The organism is Burkholderia sp. BCC1640 (assembly GCF_902833125.1).
In the GTDB taxonomy this organism is placed as follows: domain Bacteria; phylum Pseudomonadota; class Gammaproteobacteria; order Burkholderiales; family Burkholderiaceae; genus Burkholderia; species Burkholderia diffusa.
This window is the reverse complement of sequence record NZ_CADFEF010000032.1, coordinates 1-20154: the sequence shown is the minus strand read 5'-3', so window position 1 is coordinate 20154 and position 20154 is coordinate 1. Positions and strand designations below refer to the sequence as shown.

The following is a 20154-nucleotide window of genomic DNA, read 5'->3' as shown; positions in this document are numbered from 1 at the left end:
GGCGGACGCCGGCTAGACCGGGTCCTTGCTCGGCGGTCCGTCGGGTTGCTGCGGGTTGTCGTGAGGATGCCCCGGTGGTGGCGGCGACAACGGATCGTCTTCCGGATCGCGGTTCGGGTCGGCCGGGGGCTCGGGCATCGGGGTCGTGTGGTCCATGGGGAACTCGCGCAATGCGTGGCGGCGGTGGCGCGGCGGGCGCGCCTCGTCTCCGTTATAGGCAATCGGGCGGGTGTTTGCAGCGGGATTCTCGCGGCGGCATGCGGATTGCCGGCGACATGCGAGCCTCTGCAGGTATCGCGCCGGATCGCGCGAAGGCCGGCATCCACGATGTGCGGTGCGGCCGGCGCGCGCCGATGTCAGCGCAGATCCGCGGGCGTGTCGACGTCGCGCAGTATGCCGGGATCGTCGACGCCGAGCAGGTTGACCGGTGCGCTCGCGAACAACGCGCGGGCGCCCGTATCGCCGTCGAGCGCGGCCAGTGCATCGTAATGGTGCGCGGCGAAGCCGACCGGATGACCGCGCACGCCGCGATGAACGGGGGCGACGATCGATGCGTCGTCGGCGTCGAGCGCGCGCGTCACCGCTTCGTAGGTGGATGCCGCGATCCAGGGCATGTCGCCAAGCGCGACCAGCCAGCCGGTTGCTTCCGGCGTCGCGCGGACGCCCGCTGCGAGGCTCGCGCCCATGCCGCGCATCGCGTCGGGCGCATAGACGACCTGGCAGCCGGCTTCGTTCAGCAGAATCGCGAGTTTTTCCGCGCCGGGACGCACGACGGCGATCACGTCGGCGGTGGCCGCGGCGAGGCGACGCGCGGCCGCGACCGCAACCGGCGTGCCGTCGGGAAGCAGCGCGAGCAGCTTGCTGTGCAGACCGCTTGGGTCGAAGCGTTGACCGAGACCGCCGGCGAGCAGGACGCCGGTGGCGAGTGACGCATAGGACATCGGCGCGGGGGGAGGAAGGCAGGTGGCCCGATTGTGCGGGAGCGGGCGGGGATCGGCAAGTGCGGATGTTACCGATGCGGGGGCGTTGTCGTCGGAAAGAATGTCGGCGGGGGCGTTCGTTGGGGAAGGTTCCCTGGACGACGCGTCATATCGCGGGCGATTCAACTTGCATCACGGTCCAATGGCGCTCGCCGGACGACCCATGCCAACCATTCCGACGGTAATCGATGAAACCGTCGCCGGTGAATGCGATGCAAGGCGCGTCGTCCGTCATCGGCGATTTCGTTAGATGAATGCCGGCACGGGAAGGGGGCGATGGCCCGTGCACTTGCGCATGGCGCGTGCATAGCGGGCGTGATTGCCGCGACTACGCATCCGCCCACTTCCTCAACAGGTTGTGATAAATCCCCGTCAGTGAGATGACCATCGGATTCTTCGCGCCTTTTTCCGCCGACAACGCCTGAATCTGCGTATCGAGCTGAAACAGCAGCGTGCGATCGCCGTCGTCGCGCACCATGCTCTGGATCCAGAAGAACGACGCGACACGCTCGCCGCGCGTCACGGGTGTCACGTGATGCAGGCTCGACGCCGGATACAGCACGAGATCGCCCGCCGGCAGCTTCGCGCGATGCACGCCGTACGTATCTTCCACGCACAGCTCGCCGCCGTCGTACGCGTGCGGTTCTTCGAGAAACAACGTCGCCGACAGGTCGCTACGCACGCGAAAATCCGTGCCGCGCAGCAGCCGGATCGCGTTGTCGACATGCGTGCCGAACGCCTCGCCGCCTTCGTAGCGATTGAACAGCGGCGGAAACACCTTCAGCGGCAGCACCGCCGAAAAGAACAGCGGATGTCGGGCCAGTGCATCCTGGATGGCATCACCGACCGCGCGCGCGACCGGCGAACCTTCCGGCAACTGCCGGTTGCGTTTCGCGAGCGCCGACTGCGTGCCGGACGTCGCGTTGCCGTCGACCCAGTCGGCGGCATCGAGCATCTCGCGGCATTGCGCGACCTGTGCCTGGGTCAGCACGCCGGGGATATGAAGCATCATGATTCGGATTCCATGCCATGAGACGGCAACTGCAGCGCCGCCGCGCGCAACGCGTCGAGCGGCGACGACGCGAGATACGCGCGCATCTTCGCGACGAACGCGGGGGTGGCGGTGGCCGGCACGCGCGCCAACCAGACGAGGGCTTCGTCGACGCGCCCGCGATCGGCGAGCAGCCGTGCGTAGTTGAACTGGCCGCGAAAATCGCCGGCCTCGGCGGCGCGGCGATAGTGGTCGAACGCGGCGTCGACATCGACGGCCACGACCCAGCCGTCCTCGTAGAAGCCGCCGATCAGGTTGATCGATTTCGCATGGCCGAGCGCGGCGGCGCGGCGAAACCAGTCGAGCGCGGCGGCGCGATCCTCGGCGACGCCGTTGCCGAGCGCGAGCGCCGTCGCAAGGTTGTACATGCCCCAGTCGAGGCCGGCCTGCGCGGCGAGCCGGTACCAGTACACGGCCACCGGCGCGCAGGCGGCCGTCCCCCAGCCGAACTCGTAGCAGCGGCCGAGCATGTTCATCGCCATCGGGTGACCGGCCCGCGCCGCATGTCGGAACCAGCCGAATGCAGCGGCCGGATCGCGCGCGACGCCGTGCCCGTCGAGCAGGTACTGGCCGTAGACGGCCTGCGCGTCGACGATCCCGTTGTCGGCAGCCGCCGCGACCCACGCGGCGGCGCGCTCGGGCGGGCCGGCCAGGATGTCGGCGAACGCGCGCGGCGACACCGACGCGAGCGCCTTCAGCGAGATGGTTTCCATCGATCAGTAGCGCGCATTCAGCGTGATGAACGCCGAGCGGCCCGGCGCGATCGACGCGTAGTGCGCCGGATACGCCTGATCGAAGTACGTGCGGTTGAACAGGTTGTTCACGTTCAGCTGCAGGTCGAGCTTCTTGTTGATCCGGTATTGCGCCATCGCGTCGAAGCGCCAGTACGACGGCACCGCACGCAGGTTCGCGGGATCGCCGAACACTTCCGACATGTAGAACGCGCCGCCGCCGACGGTGAATTTCGGCGTCACGTCGTAGTTCGACCACATCGTCAGGCTGTGCTTCGGCGTATTGGGGAACCGGTGGCCGTTGTTCGCGGCATCCTTGCCGTTGTCGCGCAGCTCGCTCTTCATGTACGTGTAGCCGCCGAACACCTGCCACTGCTTCGTGATCTGCCCGGCGACACCGAGTTCGAGGCCCTGCACGCGCTTGTTGCCGACCATCGCGTACTGGTTGTTCGGCAGCGTCACGCGTGCATTCGTCGTGTCGATCTGGAACAGCGCGGCGGTCAGCGATAGCTTGTCGTTCAGCACGTTCCACTTCGTGCCGAGTTCGATGCTGCGGTTCTTCTCGGGGGCCATCTGATCGGCATTCGGGCCGACGCCGCCGCGGCCCGGCGTGAGCGACTGCGATTCGCTGCCTTCGCCGAGCAGCATGCCGGCCGGCGTCGACGACGTCGCATACGACGCGTAGATGCTGCCGTTCTGCGCGGGCTTGAACACGAGGCCGGCCTGCCAGTTGAAGAGCGTGTCGTCGCGCGTGTAGGTCTTGCTGCCGTTGGCCTTGGTGTCGGTGAAGCGGGTCGAATAGTCGTCGACGCGCACGCCGGCGTTCACTTGCCAGCGCGGCGTGAGCTCGATCGTGTCGAAGCCGTAGATCGACTTGGTCGTGGTGCGCGCATGCGCATAGTCGTTGTTGCGCGTGACGGAACCGGCCCACGGATCGTTCGGGTTCGGTGACCACAGGCTCGTGCAGTTGTAGCCGGACGGCGCGCCGATGCCTTGCTGGCAGATGGTGCCCTTGTCGGTCGCGACCGTGTACGAATCGCGCTTGCCCCATTCGCGCGACAGCTCGATGCCGGTCGAGAAGCTGTGCTTGAACGGGCCGGTGCGGAATTCGCCGAACAGTTCGGTCAGGTTCGCGAGGCTGTTGACCGAGCTGTTGCGGTTGTTGTTGCGGCGCCAGACCTTGCCGTTGACCACGTTGCCCTGGCTGTCGTCGGGCTGCGTCCAGATGTAGTCCTGGGTCGACTCCGTGTAGCGCGTGGTGTTGCGCACCGTCAGATTCGGCGTGATGTCGTGCTCGATCTTGATCGTGCTGATGTCCGACGTGGTCTTGCGGAAGTCGCGGTCGATCAGGCCGTAGAAATTGTGGCGGTCGACGGGCGCCGGATAGATCGTGTCGACGTTCGCAGGCTTGTTCGACGTCGTGTAGAAGTACGGAATGCCGCCGTCGGGCATGTCGTCGGTCGACAGGTGGTAGTAGCTCGCGGTCACGCGCGTCGGCGTGCCGAGACCGAACGCGATCGACGGCGCGACGCCCCAGCGCTCGTTGTTGACGGCGTCGCGGCCCGCGACGTCGTTGTTGTGGCTCATCAGGTTCAGGCGGAACGCCGCGTGGTCGGCGAACTGCCAGTTGCCGTCGGCGGTGAAGCGGCGGTAGCGATCGGTGCCGAGGCCGGCGCTCGCGGCCGCCGTCGTGCCGAGGTGCGGCGCTTTCGTGATCAGGTTGATGCTGCCGCCCGCGCCGCCGCGGCCGCCGTATGCGCCGTCGGAGCCCTTGGTGATCTCGACGCGCTCGGTGTTGAAGATCTCGCGCGTGGTCGCGCCCGTGTCGCGCATCCCGTCGACGAACATGCTGCCTTGCGTGTCGTAGCCGCGGATGAACGGACGATCGCCGAGCGGGTTGCCGCCTTCGCCGGCGCCGAACGTGATGCCCGGCACGGTGCGCAACGCCTCGGTCAGCGTTGCCGCGCCGCTGCTCTGGATCAGCTCCTGCGGGATCACGGTCACGGACTTCGGCGTGTCGACGAGCGGCGCGGTGAATTTCGTGGAGGCGGAAAAGTCGGCCTTGTAGCTGTGCTCGGCCTTGCCCTGGACCTCGATCGGCGCCAGATGGCCTTCGGTGCTGACCGGTGCGGGCGGCGGCGTGCCGTCGGCGAACGCAGGGCTCGCGGCGAGCACGCTGCACAGGGTGGTGAATTTGCCGAGCTTCAGCTCTTCAGGACGGGACTTCATGATGCGCTTCGACCTCGCAGTGTGGCCCCTGGAACGACGCGCTACGGAAATGTGCACGCCGCCGGGAATTATTACGATTTGTTTTCAGGCGGCATTCTATGTAATTTTTCTTTAAATGAGAAGCGTTCTTGTTCGCATTTGTGATGAGAATGTTGACGAATGTTGCAGGGGGCTTGAACGCTTGCGGGGAGGGGCAGGATGGCCGAATGGCCGAGTGTGATGGGCGTGGCGGACCGATTACAGTGGTCGCATCTTCGTTCGTTCAGAGTAACAACAGGGTGTCGTGGCCACACACGACGTCGCGCCGTTCGAAGCGGCGGGCCTGCGCGTGATCGATCCATGGGGCAGCTGACGCGGGGCCGGCCGCGCCCGCATCATCCGCATCGAAAATGAAAAACGCGCCGTAGAAGACGGCGCGTTGCGTGTGTTACGTCCGCGGGTCAATCGATCCCGTGAAACACCGCATCCTCCGGCCCGAGGTACGCCGGCGGGCGCCATGTGGCGTCGCGCATCGAATGTTGAACCAGATTCTCGACGCCGAGCAGCACCGCGAAGATCGCCATCCGGACCGGAATGCCGTTGTCGGTCTGCCGGAAGATCGCGAGGCGCGGATCGCGGTTCAGGTCGACCGACAGGTCGTTCGCGCCGGGCCGGCTGTCGCGCGGCAGCGGGTGCATGATCAGCGTGTCGGGCTTGCAGACGGAGTCGACGAGCGCCTGGTTGATCTGGAAATCCGGCGTGTAGCCTTCGAACGACTCGTCGGTGAAGCGCTCCTTCTGGATCCGCGTCGCATAGACGACATCCGCGCCGCGCAGCCCGGCCGCGAGGTCGTTCGTCTGCTCGATCACGTGGCCGTTCGTCGCGATCTGTTCGATGATGTATGCGGGCATTTCGAGCGTCGGCGGCGACACGAGCGTGAACTTGAGCCCGCGGTACAGCGCGAGCAGCTTGACGAGCGAGTGCACGGTGCGGCCGTATTTCAGGTCGCCGACGAGCGCGATATGCGCGCCGTCGACGATTTTGCCGAGGCGCGAGAACTCGCGCTGGATCGTATAGAGATCGAGGAGCGCCTGGCTCGGGTGCTCGCCCGGGCCGTCGCCGCCATTGATCACCGGCAGGTTGGTCGCGCGCGCGAACTCCGCAACCGAGCCTTTCTCCGGGTGGCGGATCACGAGCGCGTCGACGTAGCCGGCCATCACGCGGCTCGTGTCGTAGATCGATTCGCCCTTGGCCATCGACGAGAACGTGAACCCGGTCGTGTCGCACACCGAGCCGCCGAGCCGGCAGAAAGCCGCGCCGAACGATACGCGAGTGCGCGTGCTGGCCTCGAAGAACAGGTTGCCGAGCACCGCGCCTTCGAGCACGCGCGAGATCTTGTGGCGGCGCGCGATCGGCTGCATCACGTCGGCGACGCGGAACAGCGCCTCGACCGAATCCCGTGAAAACTGGTCCACGGAAATCAGTTGCGGCTTGCCTTCGAACAGGAATTGCTTCGCGAGCCCCTGCTTTTCTACGCTTTGCGTATAGTCTCCGCCATCCGGTGCCGGGCGTTCGACGATTTCCGACACGAAGCGCTCGACGATCTCGGGCATGCCGCGCGATTCCTGCGAGTCGTCGGGCAACAGCCACGTGTCCAGCGCACGACGGCTTACGCCGATGCGGTTCGCGAACGCTTCGCGGGTCATGTTGAGGCGGCGCATCGCGTCGCGCAGGAAGGCTTGTTGGGGAACGGTCATCGGCGGCACCTGATGAGAAATATACGCGGTGCGTATATTAGTTCGAGGCCCGCCGAAGTCAAGGAAAATCTGCGCGACGGCCCGTGTGGCCTGGGTTACGCCCGGCCCGGCGAACACTGGCGCGCGGCGGCCGTCTCCGTATAATCAGGTCAGGCCCCGTGTCCTGCGCGCCGCAGGGCATCGACGCCGCATACGATTCGCCCGGTCGGGCATGTTGACTCGAAGGAGAATGAGAATGACGCGTACGATTGCTGCAGTGCTGCTGGTGGTGACCGCCGCGCTCGCCGGTTGCAATACCGTTGCAGGCATGGGGCAGGACATTTCGAAGGGTGGCCAGGCAATTAGCGATACGGCCGAAAAGGCCAAGTAAGCCACCGGATTCCGGAATGCAGAAGGCGCCGGGCCGTCCCGCGATCGCGGGGCGGCCCGGCGCCTTTTTCATGGCGCGCGGTCGACAGCGTCAGGCGCTTTCCACGAACGCGTAACGGCCCTCGACCTTGCGCGGCGTGAACCAGCCGAAGTCCGGGAACAGCCGGTTGCGGACGAACCAGACGTAGCCGACCAGGATGACCGTCACCCCGAGGGTCGGCAGCGCGGCCGACGGATCGCGGCCGAGATCGGCGATGGTCCTCGGCACTTGCAGCAGCGACAGAACGATGAACGCGTGATACGCGCCAACGCGATGAGTCGCGAAGCCCCAGATGAACAGCAGCGACAGCGGCACCGTCAACGCGAGGAACAGCACCGCGGCGCCGATGCTGAGCCCGTCCACCAGGAGCAGATAGGCGAGTGCGAGGCTGATCAGCAACTGCGCGATGCCGAGCGCGATCAGGATCCGGGTATGCACCTTGTTCTTTCGGCACAGTTCGGGGTCGGGGCGCGACGCGATCAGGCGCGCGAGCACGCGATCCTTGAGGCCCTGTCCGGCGAGCTCGGCGAGCACGTCGGCTTTCCTCGCGCCCGCGGACAGCAGCGCCGCGATTCTTGTTTTGGCTTCCTTCTTGTTCATGGCAATGCGAATTATTGTTCGATGGTTGTCAAATGGCCCGGCCACGCGAATATTGCATCTTGCGCGACGGTACGCAACGATTTTGCCGCGTGCGGACACATTCCTACAGTCGTCTATGGCGCGCGATGACGGCCATCGATCGACGAACGGGTTAGCCATCGAGACAACCGGCTGACGCGATGCGTGCCGGCGGCTCGCGCCGCTGCGTCGCACCCACCAGCATCCCCGCGACGACGAGCGCGATGCCGAGCAATCGCGTGCCGCCGAGCGTCTCACCGAACAGCGCGACCGCGAACAGCACGGCCGAGACCGGCGCGACCGCCGTGAACAGCGCGGCTTCGGTGCCGCTCGTGCGAGCCGAACCCGCGTACCAGCACAGATAGCCGAGCACGGTCGGCACCAGCGCGTAGTACGCGATCGCCGACACCGCGCCGATGTTCCAGCCGGTCGCGAGCGCATGCCATTCGAACGCGGCCGGCACCAGCGCGAGCACGAAGCCGAGGCCCGACATCGCCGTCGACAGCGCGAGCGGCGGCAACGGCGCCGACAGCCGCCGGTTGAGCAGGATGAACACGGCCTCGCAAGCGACGGCGGCCAGCACCAGCGCGTCGCCAGCGAGTGTCCGGAGCGACGGCATGGCCTGGCCGGGCGCGAACGTGACGAACAGCACGCCGGCGGTGGCCAGCGCGGCCGCGCCCCAGTCGCGCGGCGTCTGCCGTTCGCGCAGCACGACCGCCGCGATCAGCGTCGACATCGCCGGCAGCGTGCCGAGCATCACGCCTGCATCGACGGGCGACGACAGCTTCGTGCCGCTGATCAGCAGCACCGTATAGCCGACACCGCCCGCCGCGGCCTGCACGACGAGCAGCACGGCGTCGCGTGCGGAGACCCGCGGCCATCGCATTCGCTGTGCTCGCATCAGCGCGAACAGCAGCGGGGTTGCGATCAGGAAGCGCAGCGCGGTGGCCGCGAACGGCGGCAGGCCGCCGGCCGCGAGGCGGCTCGCGATGACGGTGCTGCCGACGCCGGCCATTGCGGCGGCGAGATAGAGATAGCCAATCAGTCGTGTCTTCATGTGCCGCATCGTCGCGTGCGGCGGCGCGGGCGTCTTGAACGAAATTGCAGCGGAAATTGCCGCGGCGTCGGTGAGCGGGGCGGGTGAGCGGGAACGGCGATGTATCCGGCACCTCCGGTTGACCGGTAGCGCCGTCATCCGGAGCCGTTGCTGCCGGACGGCGACGATCGACATCGGCGCGCACCGCATGGTCACGCTGCGAGGCGAGGCCCGTCAGCCTGCCTGCGTGAATCGTCCCGGCGTGATCCCGAACTGGCGTGCGAATGCGCGCGTCAGGTGGCTCTGGTCGGCAAAACCGGCTTCGGCCGCGGCATCCGCGATCGGCCGGCCGCTCGCGAGCAGTGCGCGCGCGAGCCGCGTGCGTGACTGCATCAGATAGGCGTGCGGCGTGATGCCGAGTTCGCGCGCGAATCCGCGCAGCAGCTGGAAGCGGCTCACGCCGCTCAGGCCGGCGAGTTCCGCCAGCGAAACGGGTGCAGCGGGCGCCGCATCGAGTCGCTCGCGGGCGACGCGGATCGCCGGTGCGACGCCGGCGGGCGGCAGCGCGCGGTTCGAGTGCCGCGCAAGCAGCCCGGCGACCAGCGTGACGAGCGCCTCGTCGCGGGCGAGCGGCAGCGTGTCTCCTGCGACGAGCCGTGCATGCAGCCGTCCGAACGCGGCCGCGAGCCGCGCGTCACGCACTGCCGGGTGCGCGAGCTCGACACCGCCGAGGCCTTCTTCCGCCGCGACGCCCGCGACCAGTGCGGGCGCGAGGTACAGCATCCGCCAACGCCGGCCCGTGCCCGTTTCGATCGGCATGCCGTCGTGCATCTCGCCGGGATTGACCATGATCGCGTCGCCGGCCAGCGCATCGACCTGCCCCCGGCCGCTCCAGGACCGGTGCGCGCCGCTGACGATCACGCCGACCCCGAATTCGTCGTGCGCGTGCCGCGGAAACGTGCGGTCGGACTCGAGGCTGATCGCCTCGATGCCTTCATCGGTGCGTCGGTAATGGGTGACACGGTGCATGGGCGCTCCTCGCGCCGGCAGCGGCGCGGATCACGTGCACTTTAGCGCGTTCCGGCGCCGCGCGCCCTTCATCCTTTTGGCCGATACCGCGCGGCGCGCGCAGCCCGCACCATGTGCACATGAGCAGCGTACACGGCCCGCCGGGCCTGAGGCTGCGCGGGAGACGGCAGGTGGAACGACAGGACCCGGTATTCATTCAGGTTGGCGCGCTCGCGGACGGCTTCGCGCCGAACGCGAACGTCCTCGCGCCCGTGGACGAGCTCGTCGGGCGATCGCTGGCCCTCGGCGACGCATCGGGCGCATGGCGCGTCTATACGTTCGAGGCGGGCGCGCTGCAATGGCGCGACGCGGCGACCGACGCGGGCGGCCGTGCGCCGTGCCGTGTCACGCGGCTGCGCGACGACCTGTACTTCGTCGATTACATTGACCCGGCAGCGCGCGCGACGTCGGTCAGTCTCGTGATCGACGTCGGCGGCGGCGTGTGGACGTCGGTGATCGGCACGCTGCCGACCGAAGCCGACACGCAGGTCGACGCGTTCACGCGCGTCGCGCGCGGGCTGCCGCTGACGGGCGTCGATGCGACATTCAGGCACGGCACGCTCGGCGGCCATGCGCGGCCGGGCCCGCTGCACGGGCCCACGCGCGAATTGGTCGGCAAGCGCACGATGTATCGCTACAGCCCGACCGAATGCTACGAGCACATCTACCTGAACGAGAACTTCTACGCGTGGCAGTGCCTGCAGGGCGTCGAAGGCGGGCTGGCCGACGTGGACCGCTGCCATTACTTCAGGATCGCCGAGCAGCTGTATCTGTTCGTATGGCGCGAGAAGGTGGTGCCGACGCTCGGCGTCGTGCTGATCGACCTCGCGCAACGCAAGACGGACGGCAAGATCTTCGGATACCAGGGCGGCGATTTCGGCACGCTGTCGAACTTCCCGATCGGCGCGCATGCGCAGGTGCTGAACGAAACCGTGTATCCGCTCGCCGGCGAGGCGCAACGATGAATGCCGTGCCAGGCAGCGGCCGCCTGCGTGCGGATTTCAGTGGCCGTGTCGTGCTCGTCACGGGCGCGGCGCAGGGAATCGGCGCGGCGATCGCGCGCCGTTTCGCGCAATCCGGTGCGTTCGTCGCGCTCGCCGATCTCAACGGCGATGCCGCTGCCGCGCAGGCGGACGCGCTTGCCAGCGCGGGCGGCGCTGCGTGCGCGTATCGCGTCGACGCCGCGAGCCGCGACGAACTCGTCGCGCTGGTCGACGCGGTCGAGCGCGACGGCGGCCGGATCGACGTCGTCGTTCACAACGCCGCGTATTTCCCGCTGACTCCGTTCGAGCGGATCGATGCGCCGATGCTCGAACGCACGCTGTCGGTCAACCTGTCGGCGCTGTTCTGGCTTGCACAGGCCGCGCTGCCGGCATTCGAGCGTGTGGGGGCGGGGCGGCTGCTCGTCACGTCGTCGGTGACCGGGCCGCGCGTCGCCTATCCGGGGCTCGCGCACTACGCGGCGTCGAAGGCAGGCGTGAACGGCTTCATTCGCGCGGCGGCGCTCGAACTCGCGCGCCGCAACGTGACGGTCAACGGCGTCGAGCCGGGGATGATCCGCACGCCGGCGGCCGGCAATCTCGGCGATGCGTCGGTCGCCGCGCAGATCGCGCGCGACATTCCGCTCGCGCGAATGGGCGAGCCGGAGGACATCGCGAACGCGATGCTGTTTCTCGCGTCGGCCGATGCGGCGTACATCACCGGGCAGACGATCGTCGTCGACGGCGGGGCGACGTTGCCGGAAAGCGGGGCCGTGCTGGGTGACGGCTAAGAGGGCGCGTGCGCGATCGTGCGATCAGGGCCGTCGAGTGGGCCGGCGGGGGCCTCGCCGACGCGTCGCGCGCATCGTTGTGCTTACAGCCAACCGTTGTGAATGAACTCGACGATCGAGTACCGGCGAGGTTCGAGCTCGTGCTGCCGGACGGCCTCGACGATCCGCGACACGCCATCCGCGTAGGGCGACGCGCCGTACACGCGGGATTCGAATTGCAGGCTGCATGCGCCGTCCTCGATGCGGATCCGGTGGAACGCATGGCGGCCGAGTTGGTCGTCGGGAATCTGCAATGCGTCGCGCTGCTCGGCGGGGTCCCGCACGGAGTGGATGTCCTGCGCGGAAACGCCGAGCGACTGGCCGATGCCGACCGCGGTGCCGGGCACGGACGTCTTGCTGGCCTGGTGCGATTCCGTCACGCTGATGTGGCAGTCGCGAAACAGATGCCCGCTGGTTTCCAGCATGCTCATGAACTTGAGCATCAGGATGTTCGTATTCGGACAGAGCACGACGGGGAAGTCGTGCGATCCGGTTTCGAGGTCTGAGCCTGTGGACAGCTCGACGAGCGGCGACCCCGTTGCGCGGCAGAATTCGATCGCGGCAGGCAGCTCGCGGCCGGATCCGGCGTGAACGACGATCGAACGGACGTCGCCACGTGCGGGGTCCGACCAGGCCATCACGCGACAGGTTGCCGGGTCGAGCCGGTGCGAGCCGAGCAGTTCGGTTGCCAGCTTGCCGGTGCCAACGACGAGTACTTGCATGGGATAGACGGGTTGAGGTTCGGGGTTCGGTACGCAAACGGCGCGATGACGGTGCATCGTGCGGCGCGCCGTGATCGCGCATTATGCCCGGCCACGCCGTCACGCGTGGTGTGCACCAGCACCGCCGCGGCGGATCGACGGATCGGCTTCGTCGGCGGCGACGCCTGTGTCGCCGTGCGCATGGAGGCGTGAACGGCGCTACGCTGTCGAAACGCCGGCCGGGCACGCCCGTGTCGCGGCCGGCATTGCACCGAACCGCGTATCATCCAACCCCCTTCGACTCAGGAGAGCACATCGATGGAACACGACCTGAAAGGCAAGGCAGTCGCGATCACCGGCGGATTCGGCCATCTCGGCGTCGCAACCGCCGCCTGGCTCGGCCGGCACGGCGCTCACGTCGCGCTGATCGGCCGTGGCACGGCGCCGGACGCGCAGGCGTTGCCCGGCGTGCCGGCCGATGCGTTGCGCCTCGGCGGCATCGATCTCGTCGATCCGCAGGCGGCTGCGCGCGCGCTTGACACCGTGAATCGCGAATTCGGCCGGGTCGACGCGCTGCTGAACATTGCAGGCGCGTTCGTGTGGCAGACGATCGCCGATGGCGACGCGGCCACGTGGGACCGCATGTACGAATTGAACGTGAAGACGGCGCTGAATGCGTCGAAGGCCGCGCTGCCGTATCTGGTGGCGAGCCCGGCGGGCCGCATCGTCAACATCGGCGCGGGCGCGGCGTTCAAGGCAGGCGCGGGAATGGGCGCGTATGCGGCCGCGAAGGCGGGCGTCGCGCGACTCACCGAGGCGCTGGCGGCGGAACTGCTCGATCGCGGCGTGACCGTGAATGCGCTGTTGCCGAGCATCATCGACACACCGCCGAACCGCGCGGACATGCCCGACGCGGATTTCACGCGCTGGGTCCAGCCCGAACAGATCGCCGCGACGATCGGGTTCCTGCTGTCGACTGACGCGCAGGCGATCACCGGTGCATCGATTCCCGTGAGCGGTCGCGTGGCGTAGCGGATGGCGGACGGTCGCACTCGCGTATGACGTCAGGGCATGCGAAATCGCGCACGCGGCGCTTGCGCGATCGTCGCGATTTCGATCAGCAGGTGGCGCGGTTGCATACGGTCGGCATGCCTGCATGCAACGGACCATCACCGTATACTGAACGTTCGACATCATGTGACTGAAGCCGTGACCAAGCCTGCCTCCGCGGAAACGCTCGCCGACGATCCGCGTCCCACCCCGCCCGAACAACCCGAACTGGAAGACTGCTGCAACAGCGGCTGCTCGCCGTGCGTTTTCGACCTGTACGACGAAGCGCTGGCGCGCTATCGCGTCGAGCTGGCCGAATGGGAAGCGCGGCACGCGCAACCCAGGCACCCCAAGTGAGCTCGATGCCGGCAAGCGATCGCGCATGCCCCGATTCGCTGCCGGCGATGTGTCGTCCGACCCGCGTCGTCACGCGCCGGCCCGCGCCCGGCGATGCATCGGCCCCAGCGCGGCCGACAACGCGACGCACAGGAGCAGCACGACCGTCAGCGCCCACATCGCCGTCCTGAACCCGTGCACGTAGTCGAGCGCGCCCGGTTGCGCGCCGAGCCGTGCGAAGAACAGCCCGCCGAGTGTCGCCGCCCCGACGGCCGCGCCGATCTGCAGCATCGTGCTGACCATGCCCGACGCGACCCCGGCGCGCGCCGCGTCGACTTCCGCGAGCACGATCCGCACGACCGACGGCAGCACGAGGCCTTGCCCGATGCCGATCGCCGCGATGCCCGCGTAAAAGCCCGGGCCGGGCGCGTGGTCGCCGGCCAGTGCGGCGGCGGTCGCGACGCCGGCCGCGAGCATCGCGAAGCCGAGCGTGAGCACGCGATGGCCGCCGAACCGGTCGACGAGGCGCGGCATCAGCAGCGGGCTCGCGAGGAAGCCGATGCCGAGCGGCAGGATCGCCAGCCCCGACGCGAGCGGCGACCAGTCGAAGCAGCCCTGCAGATAGATCCCGTAGCTCAGGAAGAACGCGCTCAGCATGTAGAACAGGAACGCGAGCGTGAGCCCGAGCGCGACGACCGGATTGCGCAGCAGGCGCACGTCGAGCAGCGCATCGCGGCCGCCGGCGAGCCGGCGCGCTTCGACCGCCAGCAGCGCGCCGAGCATCGGCAGCGCTCCGGCGATGCACGCGACCATCCACAGCGGCCAGCCTGCCTCGCGTCCGTGCGTGAGCGGATAGACGAGCATCAGCAGGGACAGCGACAGCAGCACCGTGCCTGGCACGTCGATACGCTGGCCGCGCGGTGGCCGGCTTTCCGGGATGAAGCGCCGGCTGCCGAGCAGCGCGAGGATGCCGATCGGCACGTTGACCAGGAAGATCGCGCGCCAGCCGAGCCCGAACGGATGCAGGCTGATCAATGCGCCGCCGCCCAGCTGGCCGATCACGGCCGCGAGGCCGAACACGAAACCGTAGAAACCCATCACGCGCACCTGCTCCTGCGGGCTGAACACGCTGCGGATCGTCGCGAGCACTTGCGGCGCGAGGATCGCGGCGAACAGGCCTTGCAGCACGCGGCCGCCGACCAGCACCGCGCCGCTGCCGGCGAGCCCGCACAGCGTCGATGCGACGACGAAGCCGGCCATCCCGATCATGAACATCCGCTTGCGGCCGTACAGGTCGCCCAGACGCCCGCCGGTGATCTGCACGACCGCGTTCGCGCACGCGTAGGCCGACACGACGAGCTGCAGCTCGGACGGTCGTGCGCCGATGCCGTCGCGGATGGCCGGCAGCGCGAGATTCACGATGAAGTAGTCGAGCGGCGGCAGAATGGCGCCGACCAGCAGGACCACGAGCGCCCAGCCGTGATGGCTGCGCGGCGCCGCCGCGGCGGCCGTGCCGGCCGGCGCGCAAGGGGCGAGGGTGTTGTCGGTCATGAACGGAAGTCCGGAAGAATGAGGGCCGCACCGTAGGTCGAAACCCGTTGAACCAACATTCTGCGGATTGCCGATGAATCGGAAAAGCGGGAATTAGTGGTAGCATCCATCGGGTTATTCGATGGATGGAGAAGGCGATGCGCGGTTTCGATCTGGATCAGTTGCGCACTTTCGCGGCGGTGGCGGATGCGGGCAGCCTTACGGCGGCCGCGCCGTTGCTGCATCTGTCACAGTCGACGGTGAGCGAGCAAGTGCGCAAGCTCGAATCGCGCGCCGGCGTGCCGCTGTTCGTGCGCAGCAAGCGCGGCGTGGAGCCGACGCCGGCCGGCGCACGTTTGCTGCAGCATGCGCGCCGCATCGTCGCGCTGAACGAGGCCGCGTTCGACGAAGTACGCGGACAGGCGATCAAGGGCGAGTTGCGCGTCGCGATCACCGATTACTACCGGACGCATGAAGTCGCGGGCCTGCTCGCGCGGTTGCGGGAGTGCTACCCGCAACTGAGCCTGCACGTGAGCGCGATGAAGAGCGCGGAGATCGAAGCCGCGCATGCGCGCGGACAGATCGACCTCGGTGTCGTGATGAACCTGTCGAGCGGCCCGTTCCGGCCCGCGTCGGCCGATACGCGCTGGGTGCTGCGGCGCGAGCCGCTGTCGTGGGTCGCATCGCCCGCGCTCGCCGAGCAGTTGCCCGAGCCGTTGCCGCTCGTGCTGCTGCCGGACGACTGCATGATGCATCAGATCGCCGTGCGCTCGCTCGACGAGCAGCACGCGCCGTATGTGCTCGTGCACAGCGCGTCGGGTGTCGCGGGGCTGCAGTCGATGCTCGCGGCGGGGCTCGGCGTCGGCTGCCTGTGCGCATCGGCGATCGGCGAGGGTCTCGTGCGGCTCGGCGCGAAATACCGGCTGCCGGCGCTGCCCGACGCCGTGTTCTCGCTGACGCCGCCGATGCCGGGCGAACGCGAGACGGTCACGCAGGCGCGCGAGGTGCTGTCGCGGCAGTTGCTGATGTGAAGCAGGCATGCGCATCGGCGCAGAGGCACGTATTCGACGCGAGTCGGTACCGATGAAAATATCGGGAGATTTCGGGATCATCGTTCGAGCGGCTCGGGCTGGTCCATTTCGACGATTTCTTCATCGTCGAGGAAACGTATCCCGGTTGGTGCGAGGTGGAAGCTTTCCGAACGTTGCGTAGCAGGGGGCGAGACGCATGAACGACGAACTGAAAAGCGAGATGGCCGCGCGGCTGCAGCACGCGCTGGAGCGGGTGGTCGACGAGCGCTCGCTGATCCACTTCCTGCGCGTGCTCGGCCACGACTGGCAAAAGGAGCGCCAGCTCGACGCCGACGTGCCGCCGTCGCCGTTCGCGGCCGCCGCGCTCGGCTGGGAAAACCGCTCGATCGGCGAGTACCTGGAGGCGATGGTCGACTGGGCCGAGGCGTCCGAGGACGGGCTGCGCTGCTACGACCTGCCCGACAACCCGTGGCGGCGCATGGCCGACATCCTGTTCGCCGGCAAGATCTACGAATAGCGCGTCGCGGCGATGCGCGGGCGCGGCGGGCTGGAACGGCCTAGTCGGCCGTCCCTTCGGCATATGCGCGCAGCCCGTTCGCCAATGCATCGAATACGGCCCGGCAACGCGGGCTCGCCCGCAGATCCTCGTGCATGACCACCCAGGTTTCCAGTTTCATCGCGGGCCCGTCCGGCAGCACGCGCACGAGCCGCGCATCGCGCTGCGCGAGCCGGTTCTGGCAGAAGCCGATCCCGTAGCCGGCGCGAATCATCGCGAGCTGCGCGAGATTGCTGTCGGTGCGCAGCGCGAACGCATCGCGCTTCCACAGCGGCATCCCGCGTCCCGCCGAACGGATGAACGGCGTCACCGTATCGAAACCGATCAGCGCGTGATGCGCGAGTTCGTCCGTCGACGATGGCGTCCCGTTGCGCGCCAGGTAGTCGTCGCGGGCATGCAGCGCGACGTCGATCTCGCCGATGCGCCGTGCGACGAGCGCTTCCTGCGCGGGCGGCGCCATCCGCACCGCGATGTCGGCCTCGCGTTTCAGTACGTCCTGGATGCGGTCGGTCGGCACCAGTTCGATGACGAGCCCCGGATGATCGCGCCGCAACTGCGCAAGCATCGGCGGCAGCACCTCGACCGCGATCACGTCGCTGGCCGAGATCCGCACGGTGCCGCGCACGCCCGCGCCGTGACTCGCGGCCGCGCGCTCGAACGCGGCCGCCGCGCTGCGCAACGCCTCGGCATGACCACGCAGCGCGAGCGCCGCCTCGGTCGGCAGCAGCCCCGACGGCGAGCGCGTGAATAGCGTCTGGCCGAACGCGGTCTCCAGCGCCGCGACGTGACGGCCGGCCGTTGGCTGCGTGATGCCGAGCGCGCGCGCCGCGCCCGACAGCGAGCCTTCCGTCAGCACGGCGAGGAAGGTGCGGTAGCGTTCCCAGTTCAGATCGATGGTCATACATAAATGTATAGCTGATCGATTGGGTTTGGCAATTCCTTGTTAGGCGGCTCCGCGCCAGAATGCGTGCAGACAACGGTTCATTCACGGAGAACGGCCATGACGGCAAACGCAGGCGGAACGCAACGACAGGCACTCGTGCTCGGCGCGAGCGGAGGCATCGGCGGCGAGGTCGCGCGTCAGTTGCGCGATGCCGGCTGGCAGGTGCGCGCGCTCAAGCGCGGGCTCGACGCCGGGACGGTGGAGCGCGACGGGATCGCATGGATGCGTGGCGACGCGCTCGACCGCGACGCGGTGGTCCGCGCGGCGCGCGGCTGCAGCGTGATCGTGCATGCGGTGAACCCACCCGGCTACCGGAACTGGTCGACGCAGGTGTTGCCGATGCTCGACAACACGATCGCGGCGGCGACGGTGGCGCAGGCGACCGTCGTGCTGCCGGGGACGATCTACAACTACGGCCCCGACGCGTTTCCCGAGTTGCGCGAAGACGCGCCGCAGCATCCGGTGACGCGCAAGGGCGCGATCCGCGTCGAGATGGAGCGGCGGTTGCAGGCGGCGACCGCGCAGGGCGTCCGGACGATCATCGTGCGGGCCGGCGATTTCTTCGGGGCGCATGCGGGCAACAACTGGTTCGGGCAGGGGCTCGTCAAGGCCGGGCGGCCCGTCGCGGCCATCAGCGTGCCGGGCCGGCCGGGCGTCGGCCATCAATGGGCGTACCTGCCGGACGTCGCACGCACGATGATCGAGCTGCTCGAGCGACGCGACACGCTGGAGCCGTTCGCGCGCTTCCATTTCGGCGGGCACTGGGACGCGGACGGCACGCAGATGGCGCAGGCCGTGCGCCGCGTCGCGCAGCGGCACGGGATGCGGCCGACGGTGCGGCGCTTCCCGTGGTGGCTCGTGTGGGCCGCGGCGCCGTTCGTCACGACGATGCGCGAGATGCTCGAAATGCGCTATCTGTGGCGCGAGCCGCTCCGGATGGACAATGCGCGGGTGACGGCGGTGCTGGGCCGCGAGCCGGTGACGCCGCTCGATACCGCGGTGGAGACGGCGCTCGCGGGGCTGGGCTGCTTGCGATGATGGCGGGCCCCCGCATGCGGTTCATGCGCTCGATCGCATGCGCACCGGCCACCTTGCATCCTGCGACGACCGGCACTACCTCGACCGCATACCGGTGCCGAAGACAGCGCCCGCGCACCGGATCGAGGCGCCACGCAACGCGGCCGAGCGGTTTCGCGCGCATCTGCTGGATACCGCGACGTGCGGGGGTGAAGGCGGCCGTCCGAATGCCGGACGGCACGCGCGCTCGACGTTGCGCGGCGTCCGCAATGCGGTGTCACGTGGGCTGCGTGTCTCCCGGCGTCACGGCGTGTCGAACGCGAGCGTCGGCACATCGACGACCATCGCGCCGCCGTCGGCCACGAGCGTCGCGCCGGTCACGAACGACGCGTCGGGCGACGCCAGGAACGCGCACACGGCCGCGATTTCGTCCGGATCGGCCGCGCGCCGCAGCGGCACGTCGGCACTGACGCGCGCATAGGCGCCGTCGAGCGTATCGCCGTGAGCGGACATCAGCGGTGCCATTTCCGCGTCGGCCATCGGCGTGCGGACCCAGCCCGGGCACACCGCATTCGCGCGCACGCCGTGCGGCCCGTAGTCGCGTGCGAGCGAACGCGCGAGCCCGAGCAGCGCATGCTTGCCGACCGTGTAGCCGCATACGCCGGGCCCGGCCGCCAGCGCGGCGATCGACGCGACCAGCACGATGCTGCCGCGCCGCGCGATCAGGTCGGGCAGGCACGCGCGTGCGCTGACGAACGCGGTGTCGAGATTCGCATGCAGCGCGTCGCGCCATTGCGCGTCGTCGGTTTCGTCCGCGCGGCCGAGACCGTGGCCGCCCGCGCATGCGACGAGCGCATCGACGGAGCCGAACCGTGCGGCGATCTCCGGCAGGAAGCGGGCCCAGTCGGCCGTGCTCGCGGCGTCGCCGGCGAGCGCGAGGCCGCCCGTCTCGGCGGAGAGCGCGTCGAGCGGCGCCCGACGCCGTCCGATCAGCACGACGCGATCGCCGCGGGCGGCGAAGCGGCGCGCGCACGCGGCGCCGATGCCGGTGCCGGCGCCGGTGATGGCGATCGTGCGGGGTTGCGGGTGCGTCATGGCGTTCTCCGGAAGGTGTCGTTTCCGGTCACTTTAGGCGGCACCGACGCACGCCGGTATCCGCCGAAAGGATGAACGCGCACCGGGGCGACTGGCCGGATCAGTACTTTCCAAAACCAAAAGGAGCCTGGCGGGAGCGGAGTACTTGGAGCTGGATGGTCGTTAAAGGAAGCTGCATTTTAGGGTACGGGGAGTCTCGGTTGCGAAGGGGAAGCCGTGAAGGGCGT

Annotated in this window: 21 protein-coding genes; 8 read left to right on the top strand and 13 right to left on the bottom strand. The window is 68.6% G+C overall.

What is annotated here, in order from left to right; translation table 11 throughout:
- Positions 1–12: 12 nt before the first annotated feature.
- The 6 genes from HWX25_RS27360 to HWX25_RS27335 all read right to left on the bottom strand — a co-directional run bounded on the left by HWX25_RS27360 (position 13) and on the right by HWX25_RS27335 (position 6727).
- Positions 13–156, bottom strand: coding sequence for a hypothetical protein (locus HWX25_RS27360; protein WP_006752960.1), 144 nt, complete (start codon positions 154–156; stop codon positions 13–15).
- Between the two features lie 200 nt (positions 157–356).
- Positions 357–941, bottom strand: a complete 585-nt coding sequence (locus HWX25_RS27355; protein WP_059526676.1) for a nucleotidyltransferase family protein — start codon at positions 939–941, stop codon at positions 357–359.
- 367 nt (positions 942–1308) lie between these two features.
- Positions 1309–1992 carry a Fe2+-dependent dioxygenase gene (locus tag HWX25_RS27350; RefSeq protein ID WP_175911573.1) on the bottom strand — a complete coding sequence of 228 codons (684 nt, stop codon included), beginning with the start codon at positions 1990–1992 and terminating at the stop codon, positions 1309–1311.
- The gene (locus tag HWX25_RS27345; protein WP_175911572.1) at positions 1989–2744 is read right to left on the bottom strand and encodes a tetratricopeptide repeat protein; all 756 of its coding nucleotides are present in this window, start codon (positions 2742–2744) and stop codon (positions 1989–1991) included. Before HWX25_RS27345 ends, HWX25_RS27350 begins: the two co-directional genes overlap by 4 nt.
- 3 nt (positions 2745–2747) lie before the next feature.
- On the bottom strand, positions 2748–4991 hold the full coding sequence (locus HWX25_RS27340) for a TonB-dependent siderophore receptor (RefSeq protein ID WP_175911570.1): 2244 nt from the start codon (positions 4989–4991) through the stop codon (positions 2748–2750).
- Positions 4992–5431: 440 nt separating this feature from the next.
- A complete protein-coding gene (locus HWX25_RS27335; RefSeq protein ID WP_059819392.1) occupies positions 5432–6727 on the bottom strand; it encodes an aspartate carbamoyltransferase in 1296 nt (431 codons plus the stop codon).
- 235 nt (positions 6728–6962) lie between these two features.
- Between HWX25_RS27335 and HWX25_RS27330 the strand changes: the two genes are divergently transcribed.
- On the top strand, positions 6963–7097 hold the full coding sequence (locus HWX25_RS27330) for an entericidin A/B family lipoprotein (RefSeq protein WP_059449563.1): 135 nt from the start codon (positions 6963–6965) through the stop codon (positions 7095–7097).
- A 90-nt stretch (positions 7098–7187) separates the two neighbouring features.
- Here HWX25_RS27330 and HWX25_RS27325 read toward each other — a convergent pair whose 3' ends face one another.
- From HWX25_RS27325 to HWX25_RS27315, 3 genes are all read right to left on the bottom strand, one after another.
- The gene (locus tag HWX25_RS27325) at positions 7188–7736 is read right to left on the bottom strand and encodes a hypothetical protein (protein ID WP_059819391.1); all 549 of its coding nucleotides are present in this window, start codon (positions 7734–7736) and stop codon (positions 7188–7190) included.
- 151 nt (positions 7737–7887) lie between these two features.
- Positions 7888–8811 (bottom strand): DMT family transporter, encoded by a 924-nt coding sequence (locus HWX25_RS27320; protein WP_175911568.1) that lies wholly within the window; start codon positions 8809–8811, stop codon positions 7888–7890.
- A 213-nt stretch (positions 8812–9024) separates the two neighbouring features.
- On the bottom strand, positions 9025–9819 hold the full coding sequence (locus HWX25_RS27315) for an AraC family transcriptional regulator (RefSeq protein WP_175911566.1): 795 nt from the start codon (positions 9817–9819) through the stop codon (positions 9025–9027).
- Between the two features lie 170 nt (positions 9820–9989).
- On the opposite strand from HWX25_RS27315, the gene HWX25_RS27310 reads away from it, so the two are divergent.
- Together HWX25_RS27310 and HWX25_RS27305 are read left to right on the top strand one after the other, a co-directional pair.
- Positions 9990–10823: a molybdenum cofactor biosynthesis F family protein gene (locus tag HWX25_RS27310; protein WP_175911564.1), complete on the top strand. Its 834-nt coding sequence runs from the start codon at positions 9990–9992 to the stop codon at positions 10821–10823.
- Positions 10820–11629, top strand: a complete 810-nt coding sequence (locus tag HWX25_RS27305) for an SDR family oxidoreductase (RefSeq protein WP_175911562.1) — start codon at positions 10820–10822, stop codon at positions 11627–11629. Before HWX25_RS27310 ends, HWX25_RS27305 begins: the two co-directional genes overlap by 4 nt.
- A gap of 83 nt (positions 11630–11712) precedes the next feature.
- On the opposite strand, the gene HWX25_RS27300 is transcribed toward HWX25_RS27305, so the two are convergent.
- A complete protein-coding gene (locus HWX25_RS27300) occupies positions 11713–12390 on the bottom strand; it encodes a dihydrodipicolinate reductase C-terminal domain-containing protein (RefSeq protein WP_059819389.1) in 678 nt (225 codons plus the stop codon).
- A gap of 297 nt (positions 12391–12687) precedes the next feature.
- On the opposite strand from HWX25_RS27300, the gene HWX25_RS27295 reads away from it, so the two are divergent.
- Positions 12688–13401: an SDR family NAD(P)-dependent oxidoreductase gene (locus HWX25_RS27295; RefSeq protein WP_175911560.1), complete on the top strand. Its 714-nt coding sequence runs from the start codon at positions 12688–12690 to the stop codon at positions 13399–13401.
- 177 nt (positions 13402–13578) lie between these two features.
- Positions 13579–13776, top strand: coding sequence for an oxidoreductase-like domain-containing protein (locus HWX25_RS27290; RefSeq protein WP_059819387.1), 198 nt, complete (start codon positions 13579–13581; stop codon positions 13774–13776).
- 69 nt (positions 13777–13845) lie between these two features.
- Here the strand turns inward: HWX25_RS27290 and HWX25_RS27285 are convergent, their stop codons facing one another.
- Positions 13846–15306 carry an MFS transporter gene (locus HWX25_RS27285; protein ID WP_175911558.1) on the bottom strand — a complete coding sequence of 487 codons (1461 nt, stop codon included), beginning with the start codon at positions 15304–15306 and terminating at the stop codon, positions 13846–13848.
- A 137-nt stretch (positions 15307–15443) separates the two neighbouring features.
- Between HWX25_RS27285 and HWX25_RS27280 the strand changes: the two genes are divergently transcribed.
- Positions 15444–16316 (top strand): LysR family transcriptional regulator, encoded by an 873-nt coding sequence (locus HWX25_RS27280; protein ID WP_059509127.1) that lies wholly within the window; start codon positions 15444–15446, stop codon positions 16314–16316.
- 196 nt (positions 16317–16512) lie between these two features.
- Positions 16513–16833 carry a hypothetical protein gene (locus tag HWX25_RS27275; RefSeq protein WP_059692167.1) on the top strand — a complete coding sequence of 107 codons (321 nt, stop codon included), beginning with the start codon at positions 16513–16515 and terminating at the stop codon, positions 16831–16833.
- 40 nt (positions 16834–16873) lie between these two features.
- Here the strand turns inward: HWX25_RS27275 and HWX25_RS27270 are convergent, their stop codons facing one another.
- Positions 16874–17773: a LysR family transcriptional regulator gene (locus tag HWX25_RS27270; RefSeq protein WP_175911557.1), complete on the bottom strand. Its 900-nt coding sequence runs from the start codon at positions 17771–17773 to the stop codon at positions 16874–16876.
- Between the two features lie 99 nt (positions 17774–17872).
- On the opposite strand from HWX25_RS27270, the gene HWX25_RS27265 reads away from it, so the two are divergent.
- Positions 17873–18853 (top strand): NAD-dependent epimerase/dehydratase family protein, encoded by a 981-nt coding sequence (locus tag HWX25_RS27265; protein WP_175911555.1) that lies wholly within the window; start codon positions 17873–17875, stop codon positions 18851–18853.
- A 282-nt stretch (positions 18854–19135) separates the two neighbouring features.
- On the opposite strand, the gene HWX25_RS27260 is transcribed toward HWX25_RS27265, so the two are convergent.
- A complete protein-coding gene (locus HWX25_RS27260) occupies positions 19136–19927 on the bottom strand; it encodes an SDR family oxidoreductase (protein ID WP_175911553.1) in 792 nt (263 codons plus the stop codon).
- Positions 19928–20154: the final 227 nt, after the last annotated feature.